This window comes from Curtobacterium sp. MCLR17_054 (assembly GCF_003234335.2).
Taxonomy (GTDB): Bacteria; Actinomycetota; Actinomycetes; order Actinomycetales; family Microbacteriaceae; genus Curtobacterium; species Curtobacterium flaccumfaciens.
Genome location: NZ_CP126263.1, coordinates 785,160 through 799,825, shown reverse-complemented (window position 1 = coordinate 799,825; position 14,666 = coordinate 785,160). Strand labels below are relative to the sequence as shown.

14 protein-coding genes are annotated in these 14,666 nt (G+C 71.0%); 5 read left to right on the top strand and 9 right to left on the bottom strand.

Annotated elements, in window-relative coordinates; genetic code table 11:
- Nucleotides 1–46: 46 nt before the first annotated feature.
- The 3 genes from DEJ08_RS03910 to DEJ08_RS03900 are packed head-to-tail and all read right to left on the bottom strand — an operon-like array spanning nt 47 to nt 3,380.
- Nucleotides 47–1,006 carry a carbohydrate ABC transporter permease gene (locus DEJ08_RS03910; RefSeq protein WP_220035455.1) on the bottom strand — a complete coding sequence of 320 codons (960 nt, stop codon included), beginning with the start codon at nt 1,004–1,006 and terminating at the stop codon, nt 47–49.
- Nucleotides 1,003–2,025 (bottom strand): carbohydrate ABC transporter permease, encoded by a 1,023-nt coding sequence (locus DEJ08_RS03905; RefSeq protein ID WP_111054904.1) that lies wholly within the window; start codon nt 2,023–2,025, stop codon nt 1,003–1,005. The genes DEJ08_RS03910 and DEJ08_RS03905 overlap by 4 nt, the downstream gene beginning before the upstream one ends.
- Nucleotides 2,025–3,380, bottom strand: coding sequence for an ABC transporter substrate-binding protein (locus DEJ08_RS03900; protein WP_181439020.1), 1,356 nt, complete (start codon nt 3,378–3,380; stop codon nt 2,025–2,027). The genes DEJ08_RS03905 and DEJ08_RS03900 overlap by 1 nt, the downstream gene beginning before the upstream one ends.
- Nucleotides 3,381–3,500: 120 nt before the next feature.
- On the opposite strand from DEJ08_RS03900, the gene DEJ08_RS03895 reads away from it, so the two are divergent.
- From DEJ08_RS03895 to DEJ08_RS03885, 3 genes are all read left to right on the top strand, one after another.
- On the top strand, nt 3,501–4,625 hold the full coding sequence (locus tag DEJ08_RS03895) for a LacI family DNA-binding transcriptional regulator (RefSeq protein WP_181439021.1): 1,125 nt from the start codon (nt 3,501–3,503) through the stop codon (nt 4,623–4,625).
- Nucleotides 4,626–4,672: 47 nt separating this feature from the next.
- Nucleotides 4,673–6,169: a glucuronate isomerase gene (gene uxaC, locus DEJ08_RS03890; RefSeq protein WP_111054906.1), complete on the top strand. Its 1,497-nt coding sequence runs from the start codon at nt 4,673–4,675 to the stop codon at nt 6,167–6,169.
- A gap of 118 nt (nt 6,170–6,287) precedes the next feature.
- Nucleotides 6,288–6,896 carry a class I SAM-dependent methyltransferase gene (locus DEJ08_RS03885; RefSeq protein ID WP_111054907.1) on the top strand — a complete coding sequence of 203 codons (609 nt, stop codon included), beginning with the start codon at nt 6,288–6,290 and terminating at the stop codon, nt 6,894–6,896.
- 32 nt (nt 6,897–6,928) lie between these two features.
- Here DEJ08_RS03885 and DEJ08_RS03880 read toward each other — a convergent pair whose 3' ends face one another.
- The 3 genes from DEJ08_RS03880 to DEJ08_RS03870 are packed head-to-tail and all read right to left on the bottom strand — an operon-like array spanning nt 6,929 to nt 8,088.
- Nucleotides 6,929–7,306, bottom strand: coding sequence for a type II toxin-antitoxin system death-on-curing family toxin (locus tag DEJ08_RS03880; RefSeq protein ID WP_111054908.1), 378 nt, complete (start codon nt 7,304–7,306; stop codon nt 6,929–6,931).
- Complete coding sequence (locus DEJ08_RS03875) at nt 7,303–7,506, bottom strand: ribbon-helix-helix protein, CopG family (RefSeq protein ID WP_175330845.1); 204 nt, start codon at nt 7,504–7,506, stop codon at nt 7,303–7,305. Before DEJ08_RS03875 ends, DEJ08_RS03880 begins: the two co-directional genes overlap by 4 nt.
- Before the next feature lie 42 nt (nt 7,507–7,548).
- Nucleotides 7,549–8,088 (bottom strand): gluconokinase, encoded by a 540-nt coding sequence (locus DEJ08_RS03870; protein WP_111054909.1) that lies wholly within the window; start codon nt 8,086–8,088, stop codon nt 7,549–7,551.
- Nucleotides 8,089–8,200: 112 nt separating this feature from the next.
- On the opposite strand from DEJ08_RS03870, the gene gnd reads away from it, so the two are divergent.
- Nucleotides 8,201–9,658 carry an NADP-dependent phosphogluconate dehydrogenase gene (gene gnd / locus DEJ08_RS03865; RefSeq protein ID WP_027464472.1) on the top strand — a complete coding sequence of 486 codons (1,458 nt, stop codon included), beginning with the start codon at nt 8,201–8,203 and terminating at the stop codon, nt 9,656–9,658.
- A gap of 81 nt (nt 9,659–9,739) precedes the next feature.
- On the opposite strand, the gene DEJ08_RS03860 is transcribed toward gnd, so the two are convergent.
- On the bottom strand, nt 9,740–10,432 hold the full coding sequence (locus DEJ08_RS03860; RefSeq protein WP_146248515.1) for a hypothetical protein: 693 nt from the start codon (nt 10,430–10,432) through the stop codon (nt 9,740–9,742).
- Nucleotides 10,433–10,604: 172 nt separating this feature from the next.
- On the opposite strand from DEJ08_RS03860, the gene DEJ08_RS03855 reads away from it, so the two are divergent.
- Nucleotides 10,605–12,239, top strand: coding sequence for a molybdopterin-dependent oxidoreductase (locus DEJ08_RS03855; protein WP_111054911.1), 1,635 nt, complete (start codon nt 10,605–10,607; stop codon nt 12,237–12,239).
- Nucleotides 12,240–12,780: 541 nt separating this feature from the next.
- Here the strand turns inward: DEJ08_RS03855 and DEJ08_RS03850 are convergent.
- A complete protein-coding gene (locus DEJ08_RS03850; RefSeq protein ID WP_258367152.1) occupies nt 12,781–13,560 on the bottom strand; it encodes a putative protein N(5)-glutamine methyltransferase in 780 nt (259 codons plus the stop codon).
- Between the two features lie 74 nt (nt 13,561–13,634).
- Entirely contained in the window at nt 13,635–14,612 is a 978-nt protein-coding gene (locus DEJ08_RS03845) for a ribose-phosphate diphosphokinase (RefSeq protein ID WP_027464468.1), read from the bottom strand.
- Nucleotides 14,613–14,666: the final 54 nt, after the last annotated feature.

Here is a 14,666-nt window from a genome sequence, read left to right as displayed (position 1 = left end):
CCGCGCCTCCAGGCAGTCTGTGGACAAGTCGGCAGACTGCACAGCGCTACTTGACGGAGCCGGCGGTGAGCCCGCCGACCAGGTAGCGCTGGAAGATCAGGTACAGGGCGACGACGGGGACCGCGCAGACGATCGAGGCGGCCATCATCTGGCCGTAGATCGGGACGGCGCCGCCCTCCTGGGTGGTGCCGAGCACCTGCAGGACCACGGCGACCGTCCGGGTGTTCGGGGTCGTCATGATCGTGGAGAACAGGACGTCGTTCCAGCCGAGCAGGAAGGCGAAGATCGCGGACACGACGATGCCCGGCCACGACAGCGGGAGGACGATCTTCGTCAGGATCTTCGTCGAGCTGGCGCCGTCGATGCGCGCCGCTTCCTCGAGTTCCTTCGGCAGGCCGCGCAGGTACGTGACCATCACCCACGTCGAGAACGGCAGGGCGAAGGTCAGGTAGGTGACGAACAGGCCCCACCGGGTGCCGATGATCTGCACGCCGGTGGCGCTGGCGATGTTCGAGAACACCACGAAGACCGGCAGGAGCAGGAGCGTGCCGGGGATCGACTGCAGCGCGAGGAGCCCACGCAGGATGGTCAGCCGCCCGAGGAACCGGAACCGGACGAGCACGTAGGCCGTGGACACGGCGAGCGCGGCGCTCGCGACCGCGACGGCACCGGCGGTGAGCATCGAGTTCACCAGTCCCTCGCCGAGGGCGACCGTTGACCAGATGTCCGCGTAGTTCGACAGCGTGAACTCGGACGGGAAGTACTCGCCGCGAGCGACGGCGACGTCGGAGTTGACCGAGCCGAACAGGATGTAGAGCACCGGGACGGCGATGAACGCGATGATCACCGCGATGACGGTGACGAGCAGCCAGCGCGGCAGCAACCGGGTGACGTCGGTGTCGTAGGGACGCTTGCTCCGTCGGCCGCCGCTGCCGGTCGTGATGCTCTCGGTGAGCGTCGCGGTGGGGCGGGTGCGGGTACTGAAGGACGTGCTCGGGGTGGTCATGCGCGTGCTCCGTCGATGTCGGCGGCGGTCGGGGCGGCGGCGAGCGTGGCGCGGTCGGCGCGACGCTGCTTCCGGTTGGGGCCGGCGTCGTCGCCGGTGTCGAGCTTGACCGCCCGCAGGTAGACGAACAGCGGGATCGCCACGATCACGAGCGAGCAGATCGCCATCGCCGCGGACAGACCGAAGCGGAACGACTGGAAGCTCGCGATGTACGTCAGGACGGGCATCACCTCGACGCTGGACGGCAGCGGGATCCCGAACAGCACGAACGGCAGCGTGAAGTTGTTGATGTTGTGCAGGATCGAGATGATCACCGCGAGGCTGAGGGGTCCGCGCAGGTACGGGAAGATGATGTACCGCAGCTTCGCCCACCAGGTCACCCCGTCGAGCGCTGCGGCCTCGTGCACCTCGTTGTCCACGGCCTGCAGTCCGGCCAGGGACAGCAGGTAGACGAAGGGCCAGCTCGTCCAGATCATCACGCCGGCGAGCGCCCAGTACGACGCCGAGCCGTTCAACCACAGCACATCGGTGTGCAGGATCGAGTTCACGACCCCCTGCGGCTGGAGCATCGTGCGGAAGAACGTGCCGACGACGAATGCCGGGAGCACGTACGGGATCAGGTAGATCGAACGGACGAGCCCGCGACCGGGGAACCGGTTCTGCGTCGAGACCGCGGCGGCGACACCGATCGGCACGGTCACCGCGGTGACGAGCACCGACAGCGACACCGAGATCCAGATGGAGTGCAGCAGCGGCGAGTTCGTGAACGCCTCGGTGAAGTTGGCGAACCCGACGAACGGGGCGCTGAACCACTGGCGGAGCGTGTACTGGTCGAGGTCGAGCATCGCGATCCAGAAGCCCACCAGGAGCGGCACCACGATGACGGCGAGCATGAGGACCCCGCCGGGCAGGAGCATCCACAGCGGGCGCTCGCGTTTGTAGAGGGGCGTCTTGCCGGCCGGGCGGACCGGCCGGGGCGACGCCGCGTCGGTGCGGGGCCTGGTCTGCGTGCTGGTCATCACAGACCTCCGTTCTTCTGACGGTCGAGGGTGGCCTGGGCGTCCTTCTGGGCGTCCTGCAGTCGCTTGCGGAGCTGGTCGTCGGTGACCTCGCCGGACTTCAGCGACGGGATCGACTGCACGACCACGTCGACCAGGGCGAGCTGGATGTCGGACCAGGCGCCGGTGAACGCGGTCGGCTTGGACAGGCGGCCGGCGTCGATGATCGGCTTGAGCTGCGGGTTGTCGGCTGCAAGGTCGGCGGCGGCCGACGCGTTGGTCGGCAGGTTGCCGAACAGGTCGTAGTACTCGAGCTGGGCCTTCGGGGCGCTGAGCTGCTTGACGAACGCGAACGACAGCTCCTGCTTGCTGCCGTAGTCGGCGACGACCCAGTTGTCGCCGGACAGGATGCTGGCGGCCTCGATCCCGTCGGACGGCCGCTCGGACGCCCCCGGCGGGACGGTGGGCAGCAGGGCGAACTCGTACTTGCCGTCGACCTTGGTGTCCGTGAAGGAGTTGATGGCGGTGGTGGTCGTCATCGGGAAGAACGCGGCCTTGCCCTCGGTGAACTGCGCGAGGGCCTGGGCGTTGTTCCAACCGATCGCGGCCGGGTCGACGACACCGTCCTTCGTGACCCAGTCGAAGTAGGTGCGGTACGCGTTCTCGACGGCCTTGCTGTCGATCTCGGCCTTCGAGCCGTCGACGATCGTGTTGCCGGCGTTCTGGGCCATCCCCCACACGAACTTCCAGGGGTCGAAGCCGTCGGCGTAGGCGATCGCCATTCCGTGGCGACCGTCACCCGTGGTGGCCTTCGCGTCGGCGGTGAGCTCGTCCCACGTCGTGGGCATGTCGGTGATCCCCGCCTTGGCGAGCAGGTCCTTGTTCACCGCCATCACGAACGGACGGCTGGCGAACGGGATCCCGATCTGCTTCGACGCACTCGGACCGGAGATGCCGAACGACGCCGGGTCGAACTGGTCCTTGCCGCCGATCGCGTCCCACTCCTTCGTGCCCATCTCGACGAAGGCACCGGTGGCGTACGCGGTCGGGGTGAACGTGGTGCCGATCGCGTAGACGTCCGGACCCTGGCCGGAGATGACGCTCGTCTGGATCGCGGTCAACTCCTCCTGCGCGGACGAGTAGGTCTCCCACTGGATGTCCGCACCGGTCGTGCGCTTGAACTCGGCGGCGGTCTCCCGCTGCCACTGCTTGCGTTCCTTGGGGTAGGTGGTGTCCGCGCCCATCATCACGCGGAGGGTGTTCGGGTCGTCGCCGCTGCCGTTCACCACGGCGCATCCCTGCAGGGACAGTGCGGTGAGGGCGACCACGGCGACGGCACCGACGAGGGTGCGGACTTGCAGTCTTCGCGTCTTCACGGGGGTTTCCTCCTCGAGACCTCCTCCGAGCGGCGCTGCTCGGTGGCACCACTGTTCCGCCGATGGCAACATGCGGCAACCGGTTGCCACTTGTTGCCAGAGGCGAATACGTTCGGCCTCGTGAAGGACCTCTCGACGGACGGCGGCGGGCGCACGGGCGGTGCCGCAGGCACTGCTGGTGGCGCCGCCGCTGGTGCTCGCGCTGCCGGCGCCGCCGCTGGTGCCGCGCGTCGCGTCACCATCCGCGACATCGCCGACGCCACCGGGGTCGCCGCATCCACCGTCTCCCGCGCCCTGTCCCTGCCCGACCGGGTCAACCCCGTCACCCAGGAGCGCATCCAGCGGGCGGCCCGCGAGCTCGGCTACGTCGCCAACTCGCAGGCCCGGGCGCTGACCTCCGGCCGCACCCGCGCCGTCGCCGTGCTCGTGTCCGACATCACGAACCCCTTCTACTTCGACGTCATCCGCGGCACCCAGCACCAGCTCGCCGGGGCCGGCTGGACGCAGCTGCTCGTCGACACCGAGGAGTCCGCCGACGCCGAGATGGCCGCACTCACCGCCGTGGGGGCGAAGGCCGACGGGGTCGTGCTCACGGCGTCACGACTGTCCGACGCGCAGATCGCACGGTTCGCCGAACGGATCCCCCTGGTCGTCGTGAACCGTCGGCCCACCGGCGTGCCCTCGGTGCTCATCGACACCCCCGGCGGGGTGGAGCAGGCGGTGCAGCACCTGGTGTCGCTGGGACACCGGGAGATCCTGTACGTCGCCGGGCCGGACAGCTCGTGGTCGAACGAGCGTCGGTGGCGCGCGCTCGTGCAGGTCGCCAAGCGCCTGGGGATCCGCGTCGCCCGGGTCGGGCCGCACGCACCCTTCGTCGACTCCGGCGCCGCGGCCGCCGACGCCGCCGTGCACGCCGGTGCGACCGCGTGCATCGCCTTCAACGACCTGATCGCCATCGGGATGCTCGCCCGGCTGCGGGAGCGCGGAGTCCGCGTCCCCGAGGACATGAGCATCGTCGGTTGCGACGACATCTTCGGCGCCGACTTCTGCAACCCGCCGCTCACCACGATGACCTCGCCGATCGAACGTGCCGGCCGGGTCGCGATCCGGATGCTGCTCGGACGGCTCGGCGCCCTGCCCGCCGACGAACTGCCCGGGGAGCACATGTCCGGCGCCGTCGCCCTGCCCACCCACCTGACCGTGCGCGAGTCGACCGGGCCGGCACCGCGCGCCCACAACGACTGATCCCGCACTCGCCACCGGCGAACCCGCCGCCCTCGAAGGAGTCGATGATGACCCGCACCAGCACCCCCACCCGGCTCGCACCGCACCCCGACCGGCTGTTCCCCGCCGACCCCGGAGCGCGAGCCGTGGCACGCACCGTGTACGAGGCGGTCAAGGACGCCCCGATCATCTCGCCGCACGGGCACGTCGACGCGGCGCTGATCGCCTCGGACCAGCCGTTCAGCGACCCTGCGTCGCTGCTCATCACGCCCGACCACTACGTGCTCCGCCTGCTGCACGCGAACGGGGTGGACCTGGCCGCGCTGGGACGCGCGGACCTGTCGGGGCCCCGCCCGGGCTCGCAGGCTCGCCCGGCGGCGTCGGCGCATCGCTGGCGCGATGCCGCTGAGCCGACGCCGCCAGGCCGAGCCATCTGGCGGCAGCTGGCGGAGCACTGGGACGACTTCCTCGGGACCCCCGTGCGCTACTGGTTCGAGACGGAGCTGCACGACGTGTTCGGGCTCGACCAGGCGCCGTCCGCGGCGAACGCGGACGACCAGTACGACCACCTCGCCGGCCTGCTGGCGTCGCCCGCCTTCCGGCCACGCGCGCTCTTCGACGCCTTCGGCATCGAGGTCCTCGCCACCACGGACGGCCCGGCGGACGACCTCGCTGCGCACGCGCAGCTCGCGGCGGATCCCGGCTTCACCGGCCGGGTCCTCCCCACGTTCCGCGCGGACGCCGTGTTCGACCCGACGCGGTCGGACTGGAGGCCCGTGATCGCGTCGATCGGCGAGGCCGCCGGCATCGACACGGGCAGCCACGCAGGGCTGTTGGCGGCTCTCCGCGCACGTCGCCACTACTTCATCGAGCACGGTGCGACCGCCACGGACACCGGAGTGCTCGACGCGGGCTCCGCTCCCCTGCTGTCGAACGAGCGGGAACGCATCCACGCGGCGGCGCTGCGCGATGCGTCCTCGGTCACCGAGGCCGAGGCGACGGCGTACCGGCACGACATGCTCTACCGCTGGGCGGAGATGAGCGTCGAGGACGGCCTCGTCATGCAGCTGCACCCCGGGGTGATCCGGAACCACCACACCCCGACGCTCGAGCGCTTCGGGCCGGACACCGGGCACGACCTGCCGGCCGTCGGGTCCTTCACCGAGCCGCTCCGGCCGCTGCTCGAGTCCTTCGGCACCGCTCCCGGGTTCCACCTCGTGCTCTTCACCGTCGACGAGACCGTCTTCTCGCGCGAGATCGGGCCGCTCGCGGGCTTCTACCCCGCCGTGTACGCGGGCGCGCCGTGGTGGTTCATCGACACCCCGGCGGCCATCGGGCGCTACCGGTCGGCCGTCACCGACTCGGCGTCGTTCACCAAGACCTCCGGGTTCATCGACGACACCCGCGCGTACTGCTCCATCCCCGCGCGGCACGACATGGCGCGGCGGGCGGACGCGGCGTACCTGGCGTCGCTCGTGGTCACGCACCAGATCTCCGAGGAGGACGCCGTCCGCACCGCCCGGCGCATCGTGTCCGACATCCCTCGGGCGACGTTCAAGCTCTGACGCTGGCGGCGCCGCCCTGCCGCGTGGTGCGAGGTTCCGTGCCTGGTGCGAGGGTTGCCGGGTCGCACGGAACACGGAACCTCGCACGCTTCGGCGCCGCGGCGGTACGGTCGTGCGCATGACGGAGCGGGTGACGGCGGCGTACAGCGCTCGGGCCGACGAGTACGCGGCGCTGCTCGGGTCGATGGACACCGTCCACCCCGACGACCGAGCCCTCGTCGACGCCTGGGCAGCAGGTCGCAGCGGTCCGCTGGTCGACGCCGGGTGCGGCCCCGGTCACTGGACGGCGCACCTCGCACGGCAGGGGCACCGTGTCAGCGGCATCGACGCGGCGCCGGAGTTCGTCGAGCACGCACGACGGACGCACGGCGCCGTGGACGCGGACATCGACTTCCGGGTCGCGTCGCTCGACGCGCTCACGCTCGCGGACGGCAGCGTCGGCGGGGTCCTGGCCTGGTACTCGGTGATCCACCACGAACCGTCGCAGATCGGTGGGGCACTCGCCGAGTTCCATCGGGTGCTCGCGCCCGGCGGTGGGCTGCTGCTCGGGTTCTTCGAGGGTCCCGCGGTCGAGGCCTTCGACCACGCGGTCGTCACCGCCTACCGCTGGCCGGTCGCGTCCCTGGCGGCGCTGCTGGACGGAGCGGGCTTCGACGTCGTGGACGTCCACACCCGCACGGCTCCGGAGCACCGGCCGCACGGGGCGATCAGTGCGGTGCGCCGCTGATCGCCGACGGCTGACGGCCGCCGCGCTGTCGATCAGGCGTCCGAGACCATCGAAGTCAGAGCAGCAGCGATCTCCGGCACGGAATCGAGTTCCCCCTCGGCGATCGCGACGATGAAGTCGTACGCCTGGTCGTTCGAGGCGTGGAGCCGGACGCCGTTCACGCCGAGGAAGACCACGAGCAGCATGAGCCCGAGGCGCTTGTTGCCGTCGACCAGGGCGTGGTTCCGGACGACGGAGTGGACGAGCGCCGCCGCCTTCTCGACCAGCGTCGGGTAGGCGTCGTTCCCGCCCACCGACGCGGCGGGTCGCGCGACCGCCGCCTCGAGCAGTCCGACGTCGCGGATCGCGTAGTCAGCTCCCAGGGTCCGACGAGCGACGTGCAACGCCTCGTCGGACGTGAGGTGGATCACTTGCCGAGTCGTTCGAGCGCCTCGGCGTAGCGCGGGAGTTCTCGGTCGAGGATGCCGTCGATCAGATCGCTGCGGCTGTGCTGCTCGACGTACTCGCGGATGGCGGCGCGCGCGACGTCCTGCATCGAGCGCTCCTCGAGGTCAGCACGCTTGCGCAACGCCGCTGCCTCGTCGTCGTCGAGTCGGAGGGTCATGGCCATGGGGTCGATGGTATCAAGAGTGGTATCTGAACGGGACGCTGGTCAGGCGGTGGTGACCGCGAGCGCGGCGAGGATCTCCCGCACGGTGTCGTCGACCGATCCGTCGATCGACACCGCGACGGCGGCCTCGTCGGGCTGCGGCCGCTCGAGGGTCGCGAACTGCGAGTCGAGCAGCGTCGTCGGCATGTACTCGTGCTGGCGGTGGGACTGCCGTTCGGCGATCAGGTCGCGCGACCCGTCGAGGAAGGCGATGACGAGACCCGGCGCGGACTCGCGCAGCCGGTCCCGGTAGGCACGCTTGAGCGCCGAGTTCGCCATCACGCACCGGGAGCCGTCCGATTCGACCGCGGCGATCCGCTCGGCGCAGGCGTCGAGCCACGGCCAGCGGTCCTCGTCGGTGAGCGGGATCCCCTGCCGCATCTTCTCCTTGTTGGCGACCGGGTGCAGGTCGTCGGCGTCGACGAAGACGCACGGTTCGCCCTGCGCGACCAGGGCGTCGGTGAGCGCCTGGCCGATGGTGGACTTGCCGGAGCCGGAGACCCCCATCACGAGGACGGGCGGGTGGACAGCGAGCTCGCTCATCCCTCCACAGTATTGATCCGGTGAACTCTGGTCCCCAGTTCCCGCAACACCTGTGCGATCCCAGACCGCCGGTCGTAGGTTGGGCGCCAACGTCAGGACAAAGGAGGCCCTCGTGGCAGACAACAACGGTCAGGCGAACATCGGAGTCGTCGGACTCGCAGTGATGGGCTCGAACCTCGCCCGCAACCTCGCATCGCGCGAAGGCAACACGGTGGCGGTCTACAACCGCACCTACGCCCGCACCGAGGAGCTGCTCCAGGAGCACGGCGACGCCGGGTTCATCGCGTCCGAGGACATCGACGGGTTCGTCGCCTCGCTGTCGAAGCCCCGGACCGCCATCATCATGGTGCAGGCCGGCAAGGGCACCGACGCCGTGATCGGACAGCTCGCCGAACGCTTCGAACCGGGCGACATCATCGTCGACGGCGGCAACGCGAACTTCCACGACACCATCCGACGTGAGCACGACCTGCGCGAGAAGGGCCTGAACTTCGTCGGCACCGGCATCTCCGGTGGAGAAGAGGGCGCACTCAAGGGCCCGTCGATCATGCCCGGTGGCTCGAAGGAGGCCTGGGAGACGCTCGGGCCGATCCTGAAGTCGATCGCCGCGGTCGCCGAAGGAGAACCGTGCGTGACCCACATCGGCACCGACGGCGCCGGGCACTTCGTCAAGATGGTGCACAACGGCATCGAGTACGCCGACATGCAGCTCATCGCCGAGTCGTACGACCTGCTCCGTCGCGTCGGCGGGCTCTCGGTGGAGGACCTGGTGCAGGTCTTCGACGAGTGGAACAAGGGCGACCTCGAGTCCTACCTGATCGAGATCACCGGTGAGGTCCTCAAGCAGCGCGACGCCGACACCGGCAAGCCGCTCGTCGACGTCATCCGTGACGCGGCCGGCTCGAAGGGCACCGGCGTCTGGACCGTGCAGAACGCCGTGGGCCTGGGCATCCCCGTCTCGGGCATCGGCGAAGCCGTGTTCGCCCGCGCCGTGTCGTCGAAGCCGACGCAGCGTGCCGCGGTGCAGCAGTCGGTCAAGAACCGTCCGCAGATCGCCGAGGTGCCGGACACCTTCGCCGACGACGTGCGTGCGGCGCTGTACGCCTCGAAGGTCGTCGCGTACGCACAGGGCTTCGACCTCATCATCGCCGGGGCGAAGGAGTACGGCTGGGACATCGACCTCGGCAACGTCGCGAAGATCTGGCGGGGTGGCTGCATCATCCGAGCTCAGTTCCTGAACCGCATCGTCGAGGCGTACGCCGAGAACCCGAAGCTCGAGTCGCTGCTGGTCGACCCGTACTTCGCGAACGCGGTGGCCGAGGGCGAAGCCGCCTGGCGCCGCATCGTCGGCATCGCGGCTGCGTCGGGCGTCCCCGCTCCGGGCTTCTCGTCCGCGCTGTCGTACTTCGACTCGCTCGCGTCCGACCGTCTGCCGGCGTCGCTGATCCAGGGCCAGCGCGACTTCTTCGGCGCGCACACCTACCAGCGCATCGACAAGGACGGCACCTTCCACACGCTGTGGTCCGACGACGACCGCCGCGAGGTCGAGCAGGAGCCGTCCACGCACTGACGACCGCACCCCCAGCCGATCACGGAGGTCGGTGCAGGTCCTGCAAGGAGGGCCTCGCTGACCGCGGGGCCCTCCGTCGCGTCAGGCGACGATGCGTTCCCGTGCCAGGTCGGCCACGAGCCGGTCCAGCCGTGGACCGCGCCCGAGCAGCCGACGCGAACCCGGCGCGGTCCGGACGAAGAACGTCGCCACGGCGGGGGTGTCGTCCGGTCGCACGTGGTGGATCGCCACCGCACACGCACGGCGAGCACCACCGGGACCGCCAGGGCGCTCGGAGCCACCGTCTCGCCCCGAGCCGACCGAGCCGTCGACGCCGTCCGCCACGTCTTCCAGCCCGACGTGCACGACACGACTCCACCGGATCACGAGCAGCCGGGTCGCCCGCCGTTCGTCGAGTTCCCACAGGGAGGCCTCGGTGGCACCGAAGGCCCAGGTCACGCGCGAACCGAGGTGGGTGTCCGGACGGACTTCGTCGACGATGCCACGGAGTTCCGGTGTCGGCGCCGCCGGGACGAGCCACACCGTCGGGTCGATCCGCCGGATGGCGAGCGCGAGGGCCTCGTCCGCCTGCCGCCGCCGTGCCGTCGCGGTCCGCACGACGGCGACCACGATGACCACGACACCGAGGGCGATCGCGCCGAACTCCACGATGCCGTACCAGGAGAGGTCGACGCCCGGCGCCGTCGAGACCACGACGATCCGGGTGATCAGGAGGACCAACCAGACAGCGACGATCACCCAGCGCAGGGTGGCGAGTCGACGTGCCGGAGACATCGGTGTCCGCCGTGCACCGCGGGCACGACCGGACCGCGGGACACCATCCGGACGCTGCAGCACGGTCCGATCCTCCCACGAGCCGCGCGCCACCTGCAGGCCGAACCCGATGAACGCGCGGGGAAGCGCGCACACACAGCCCACGAGCGGCCGGGCGACCTACGCTCGGGCGGTGACCACCGAGACGACGGACGAACCGATCGGTCGACCGACGGCGGGCCCGTCGGACAGCCCGGGCGGGCCCGATGCCCCTTCGACCCGACGTTGGACGCTGATCGCCGCGATCGTCGGCGTCGTGGCCGCCGCCGCGTTCCTCGGTGTCGCCGAGTTCGGCGCGCTGCTGCTCGGCGGAGCGGGCAGCCCCCTGGTCGCCGTCGGGTCCGCCGTCATCGACCTCGCTCCCCCGGGTGCGAAGGACTTCATGGTCGCCGTGTTCGGCACCGGGGACAAGGTCGCCCTGTTCGTGCTCATGACGGTGATCGTCATCGCGATCAGCGCCGGTGCCGGTGTCCTCGAACGTGCACGACCGCCCTTCGGTGCCCTCGTGTTCGCCGCCGGTGGTGTGCTGGCGCTGCTTGCCGTCAGCACCCGCTCGGGCAGCGGGACCCTCGACGGCGCCCCGACGGTCCTCGGCATCGCGGCAGCGGTGGTCGTCCTGCGCCTGCTGCTCCAGCGGCTGCGCCGGTGGGAGGCCGCGGCGACCGTGCCGACGGCGGCACCGCGACCCGCCTCCGCGGAGCGCCGCACGTTCCTGGTCTGGGGCGTCGCGACGGCGACCGTCGCGGTCGTGGTGGGCACCGCCTCCCGGCTGGGGTCGTCCGCGATGCAGGCGGCCGCTGCTGCCAGGCGGGCCATCCGGCTGCCCGCCGCGGCGACCGCTGCACCGGCGGTCCCCGCGGGTGCGTCGCTCGACGTCGACGGCATCACCCCGTACATCACGCCGAACGCCGACTTCTACCGGATCGACACGGCCCTCCGCGTGCCGCAGGTCGACCCCGCCGATTGGTCGCTCCGCATCCACGGTGCGGTCGCGAACGAGATCACCCTGACGTGGGACGAGCTGCTCGCGCTGCCCCTCGAGGAGCACGTGGCCACCCTGAGCTGCGTGTCGAACGAGGTCGGCGGTGACCTCATCGGCACGGCCCGCTGGCTGGGCTACCCCATCCGGGAGCTCCTCGCCCGGGCGCGTCCGACGGGCGATGCCGACATGGTGCTCTCACGGAGCATCGACGGATTCTCCGCCGGCACCCCGCTCGACGTGCTTCAGGACGACGGCACCGCGGCGCTGCTCGCGGTCGGGATGAACGGCGAGCCCCTGCCGACCGAGCACGGGTTCCCGGTGCGGATGGTCGTGCCGGGCCTGTTCGGGTACGTCTCGGCGACGAAGTGGGTCACCGAGCTCGAGGTCACCCGGTTCGCCGACGCGCAGGGCTACTGGACCCCGCGTGGCTGGTCGGAGCGTGGCCCGGTCAAGCTCGAGTCCCGCATCGACACCCCGCGGAACGGGTCGACCGTGACCGCGGGCAAGCCGGTCGCGATCGCGGGGGTCGCGTGGCAGCCGCACAAGGGCGTGAAGGCCGTCGAGGTCCGCGTCGGTGGCGGCGACTGGCAGCGCGCCGAACTCGCCGACTCGGTCTCTGCGGACACCTGGCGGCAGTGGGTGGTGCGGTGGACGCCGACCGCCGGCTCGCACCGCATCGAGGTGCGCGCGACCAGTGCGGACGGCGAGGTGCAGACGAGCGTGGACCGGCCGCCGGCGCCCAACGGTGCGACGGGCTGGCACACGGTGACGGTCGACGCGCGCTGACGCTCCGGCGCAGGATCGCGCGACACGCCCGCTGACTGCCGTCGAGGTGGCAGAAAGCGTCGGTTCGCGGACGCGCAGACGACACTTCGTGCCACCTCGGCGAACCTGAGCGGCATGTCGTGACCGCTCGGTGCCGGCGCGCTCCGGCCAACCGACGGCCTGGAGGCCCGGTGCCGGCCCGCCCCGCCCCTCGCCGTGGTCGCGCGACACGCCACGTGCGTCGCGCCGGGGGTGCAGAAAGCGTCGGTTCGCGGACGCGCAGGCGACACTTCGTGCCACCTCGGCGAACCTGAGCGGCATGTCGTGACCACTCGGCGCCGGCCCGCTCCGGTCACCAGACGGCCTGGAGGCCCGGTGCCGGCCCGCCCCGCCCCTCGCCGTGGTCGCGCGACACGCCACGTGCGTCACGCCGGGGGCGCAGAAAGCGTCGGTAGGCGGACGCGCAGGCGACACTTCGTGCCGCCTCGACGAACCTGAGCGGCATGTCGTGACCACTCGGCACCACGGCCAGGCAGACCAGGGTCAGGCGGGCAGACCGCGGTCAGGCGGGCAGGGTCGCGACGACGCAGGTGCCGTCGACCTCGGCGTCCCGCTCGACCTCGGCGGAGAAGCCGGCGGCCGTGAACGCAGCGGCGGACGCCTCGGCCTGGGCCTCGGACACCTCGATGACCATGGCGCCACCGGGACGGAGCCACTCCCCCGCACCCGCTGCGATCCGGCGGTGTACGTCGAGGCCGTCCGCACCACCATCGAGCGCGACACGGTGTTCGTGCTCGCGGGCCTCGGTCGGCATGAGCTCGATCGAGGCCGTCGGCACGTACGGGGCGTTCACCGCGATGACCGCCACGGCGCCGCGGAACCGATCGGGCAACGGCGCGAACAGGTCACCCGCGACGACGATGCCGCGGTCGCCGATGTTCTCGGCTGCGACGTCGACGGCATCCGGGTCGATGTCGGTCGCGACGAGGTCGAGCGCGCCCACCCGACCGAACAGGGCCACCGAGATCGCACCCGCGCCGCAGCACAGGTCGACCACGCGGTCGTAGCGCTGCAGCCGACGCGCAGCCTGCTCGACGACGACGGTGGTGCGGGCTCGCGGCACGAAGACCCCGGGGGTCACCCGGATGCGGTGCCCGTCGAAGGCAGCCCAGCCGAGCACGTACTCGAGCGGCTCACCGGCCAGCCGACGCTGCACGAGGCTCCGGAGTCGCACCGGCTCACCGTCACCGGCCTCGAGCAACAGGTCGGCTTCGTCCTCGGCGAAGACGCTCCCCGCGGCCCGGAGCCGGGCCGCGAGGGCGTCACGCGCGGGATGGGTCACCACGGGCAACGGGACACGTCACGTCGCGGAGATGGTCCTGCGCCGTCGGCTGTGCCCATGGTTCGACGGCTCCGCTACGCTGCGCCGTCGAACATCGACGTCACGGAACCGTCGTCGAAGACCTCGTGGATGGCACGGGCGATGAGCGGGGCGATCGGCAGGACCTCGAGGCGGTCCCAGCGCTTGTCCATCGGCAGGGGCAGGGTGTCCGTCACGACCACGCGGTCGATGAACTCGCTCTGCAGCAGCTCGGTGGCGGGGTCGGAGAACACGGCGTGGGTCGCGGCGACGACGACACCCGTGGCGCCGGCGTTCTTCAGCGCCTCGGCAGCCTTGGCGATCGTGCGGCCGGTGTCGATGAGGTCGTCGACGAGCAGGCACACGCGGCCGCTGACGTCTCCGACGATCTCGTGCACCGAGACCTGGTTCGGCACGAGCGGGTCGCGGCGCTTGTGGATGATGGCGAGCGGGGCGCCGAGCTTCTCGGACCAGATGTCGGCGACACGGACGCGGCCCATGTCGGGCGACACGACGGTGAGCGTCTTCGGGTCGAGGATCTGGCGGAAGCGCTCGAGCAGCACCGGCATGGCGAACAGGTGGTCGACGGGGCCGTCGAAGAAGCCCTGGATCTGCGCGGCGTGCAGGTCGACGCTCATGATGCGGTGCGCGCCGGCGGCCTTGAACAGGTCGGCGACGAGGCGAGCCGAGATCGGCTCGCGGCCGCGGCCCTTCTTGTCCTGGCGGGCGTACGGGTAGAACGGCGCCACGACCGTGATGCGCTTCGCCGAGGCACGCTTCAGTGCGTCGACCATGATGAGCTGCTCCATGAGCCACTCGTTGATCGGCGCGGTGTGCGACTGGATGACGAAGGCGTCGCAGCCACGGACCGACTCGTCGAAGCGGGCGTAGAGCTCACCGTTCGCGAAGGTCCGGGCATCGGTCGGCACGAGGTCGACCCCGAGCTCCTCCGCGATCTCGGCAGAGAGCGCCGGGTGTGCTCGCCCCGAGACGAGGACGAGTCGTTTCTGGCCGGTTGTCTTGATTCCGGACAAGTGCGGTGCTCACTCCCTGACCCACGAGGGGTCGATGTCGGCGACGGGTGGTCG

Excerpts from the sequence above, each read along its gene's own strand:
- DEJ08_RS03875 (WP_175330845.1), bottom strand. The coding sequence starts at position 7,506 with ATGGCCATGACCCTCCGACTCGACGACGACGAGGCAGCGGCGTTGCGC.
- DEJ08_RS03885 (WP_111054907.1), top strand. The coding sequence starts at position 6,288 with ATGACGGAGCGGGTGACGGCGGCGTACAGCGCTCGGGCCGACGAGTAC.
- DEJ08_RS03860 (WP_146248515.1), bottom strand. The coding sequence starts at position 10,432 with ATGTCTCCGGCACGTCGACTCGCCACCCTGCGCTGGGTGATCGTCGCT.
- DEJ08_RS03870 (WP_111054909.1), bottom strand. The coding sequence starts at position 8,088 with ATGAGCGAGCTCGCTGTCCACCCGCCCGTCCTCGTGATGGGGGTCTCC.
- DEJ08_RS03910 (WP_220035455.1), bottom strand. The coding sequence starts at position 1,006 with ATGACCACCCCGAGCACGTCCTTCAGTACCCGCACCCGCCCCACCGCG.
- DEJ08_RS03905 (WP_111054904.1), bottom strand. The coding sequence starts at position 2,025 with ATGACCAGCACGCAGACCAGGCCCCGCACCGACGCGGCGTCGCCCCGG.
- uxaC (WP_111054906.1), top strand. The coding sequence starts at position 4,673 with ATGACCCGCACCAGCACCCCCACCCGGCTCGCACCGCACCCCGACCGG.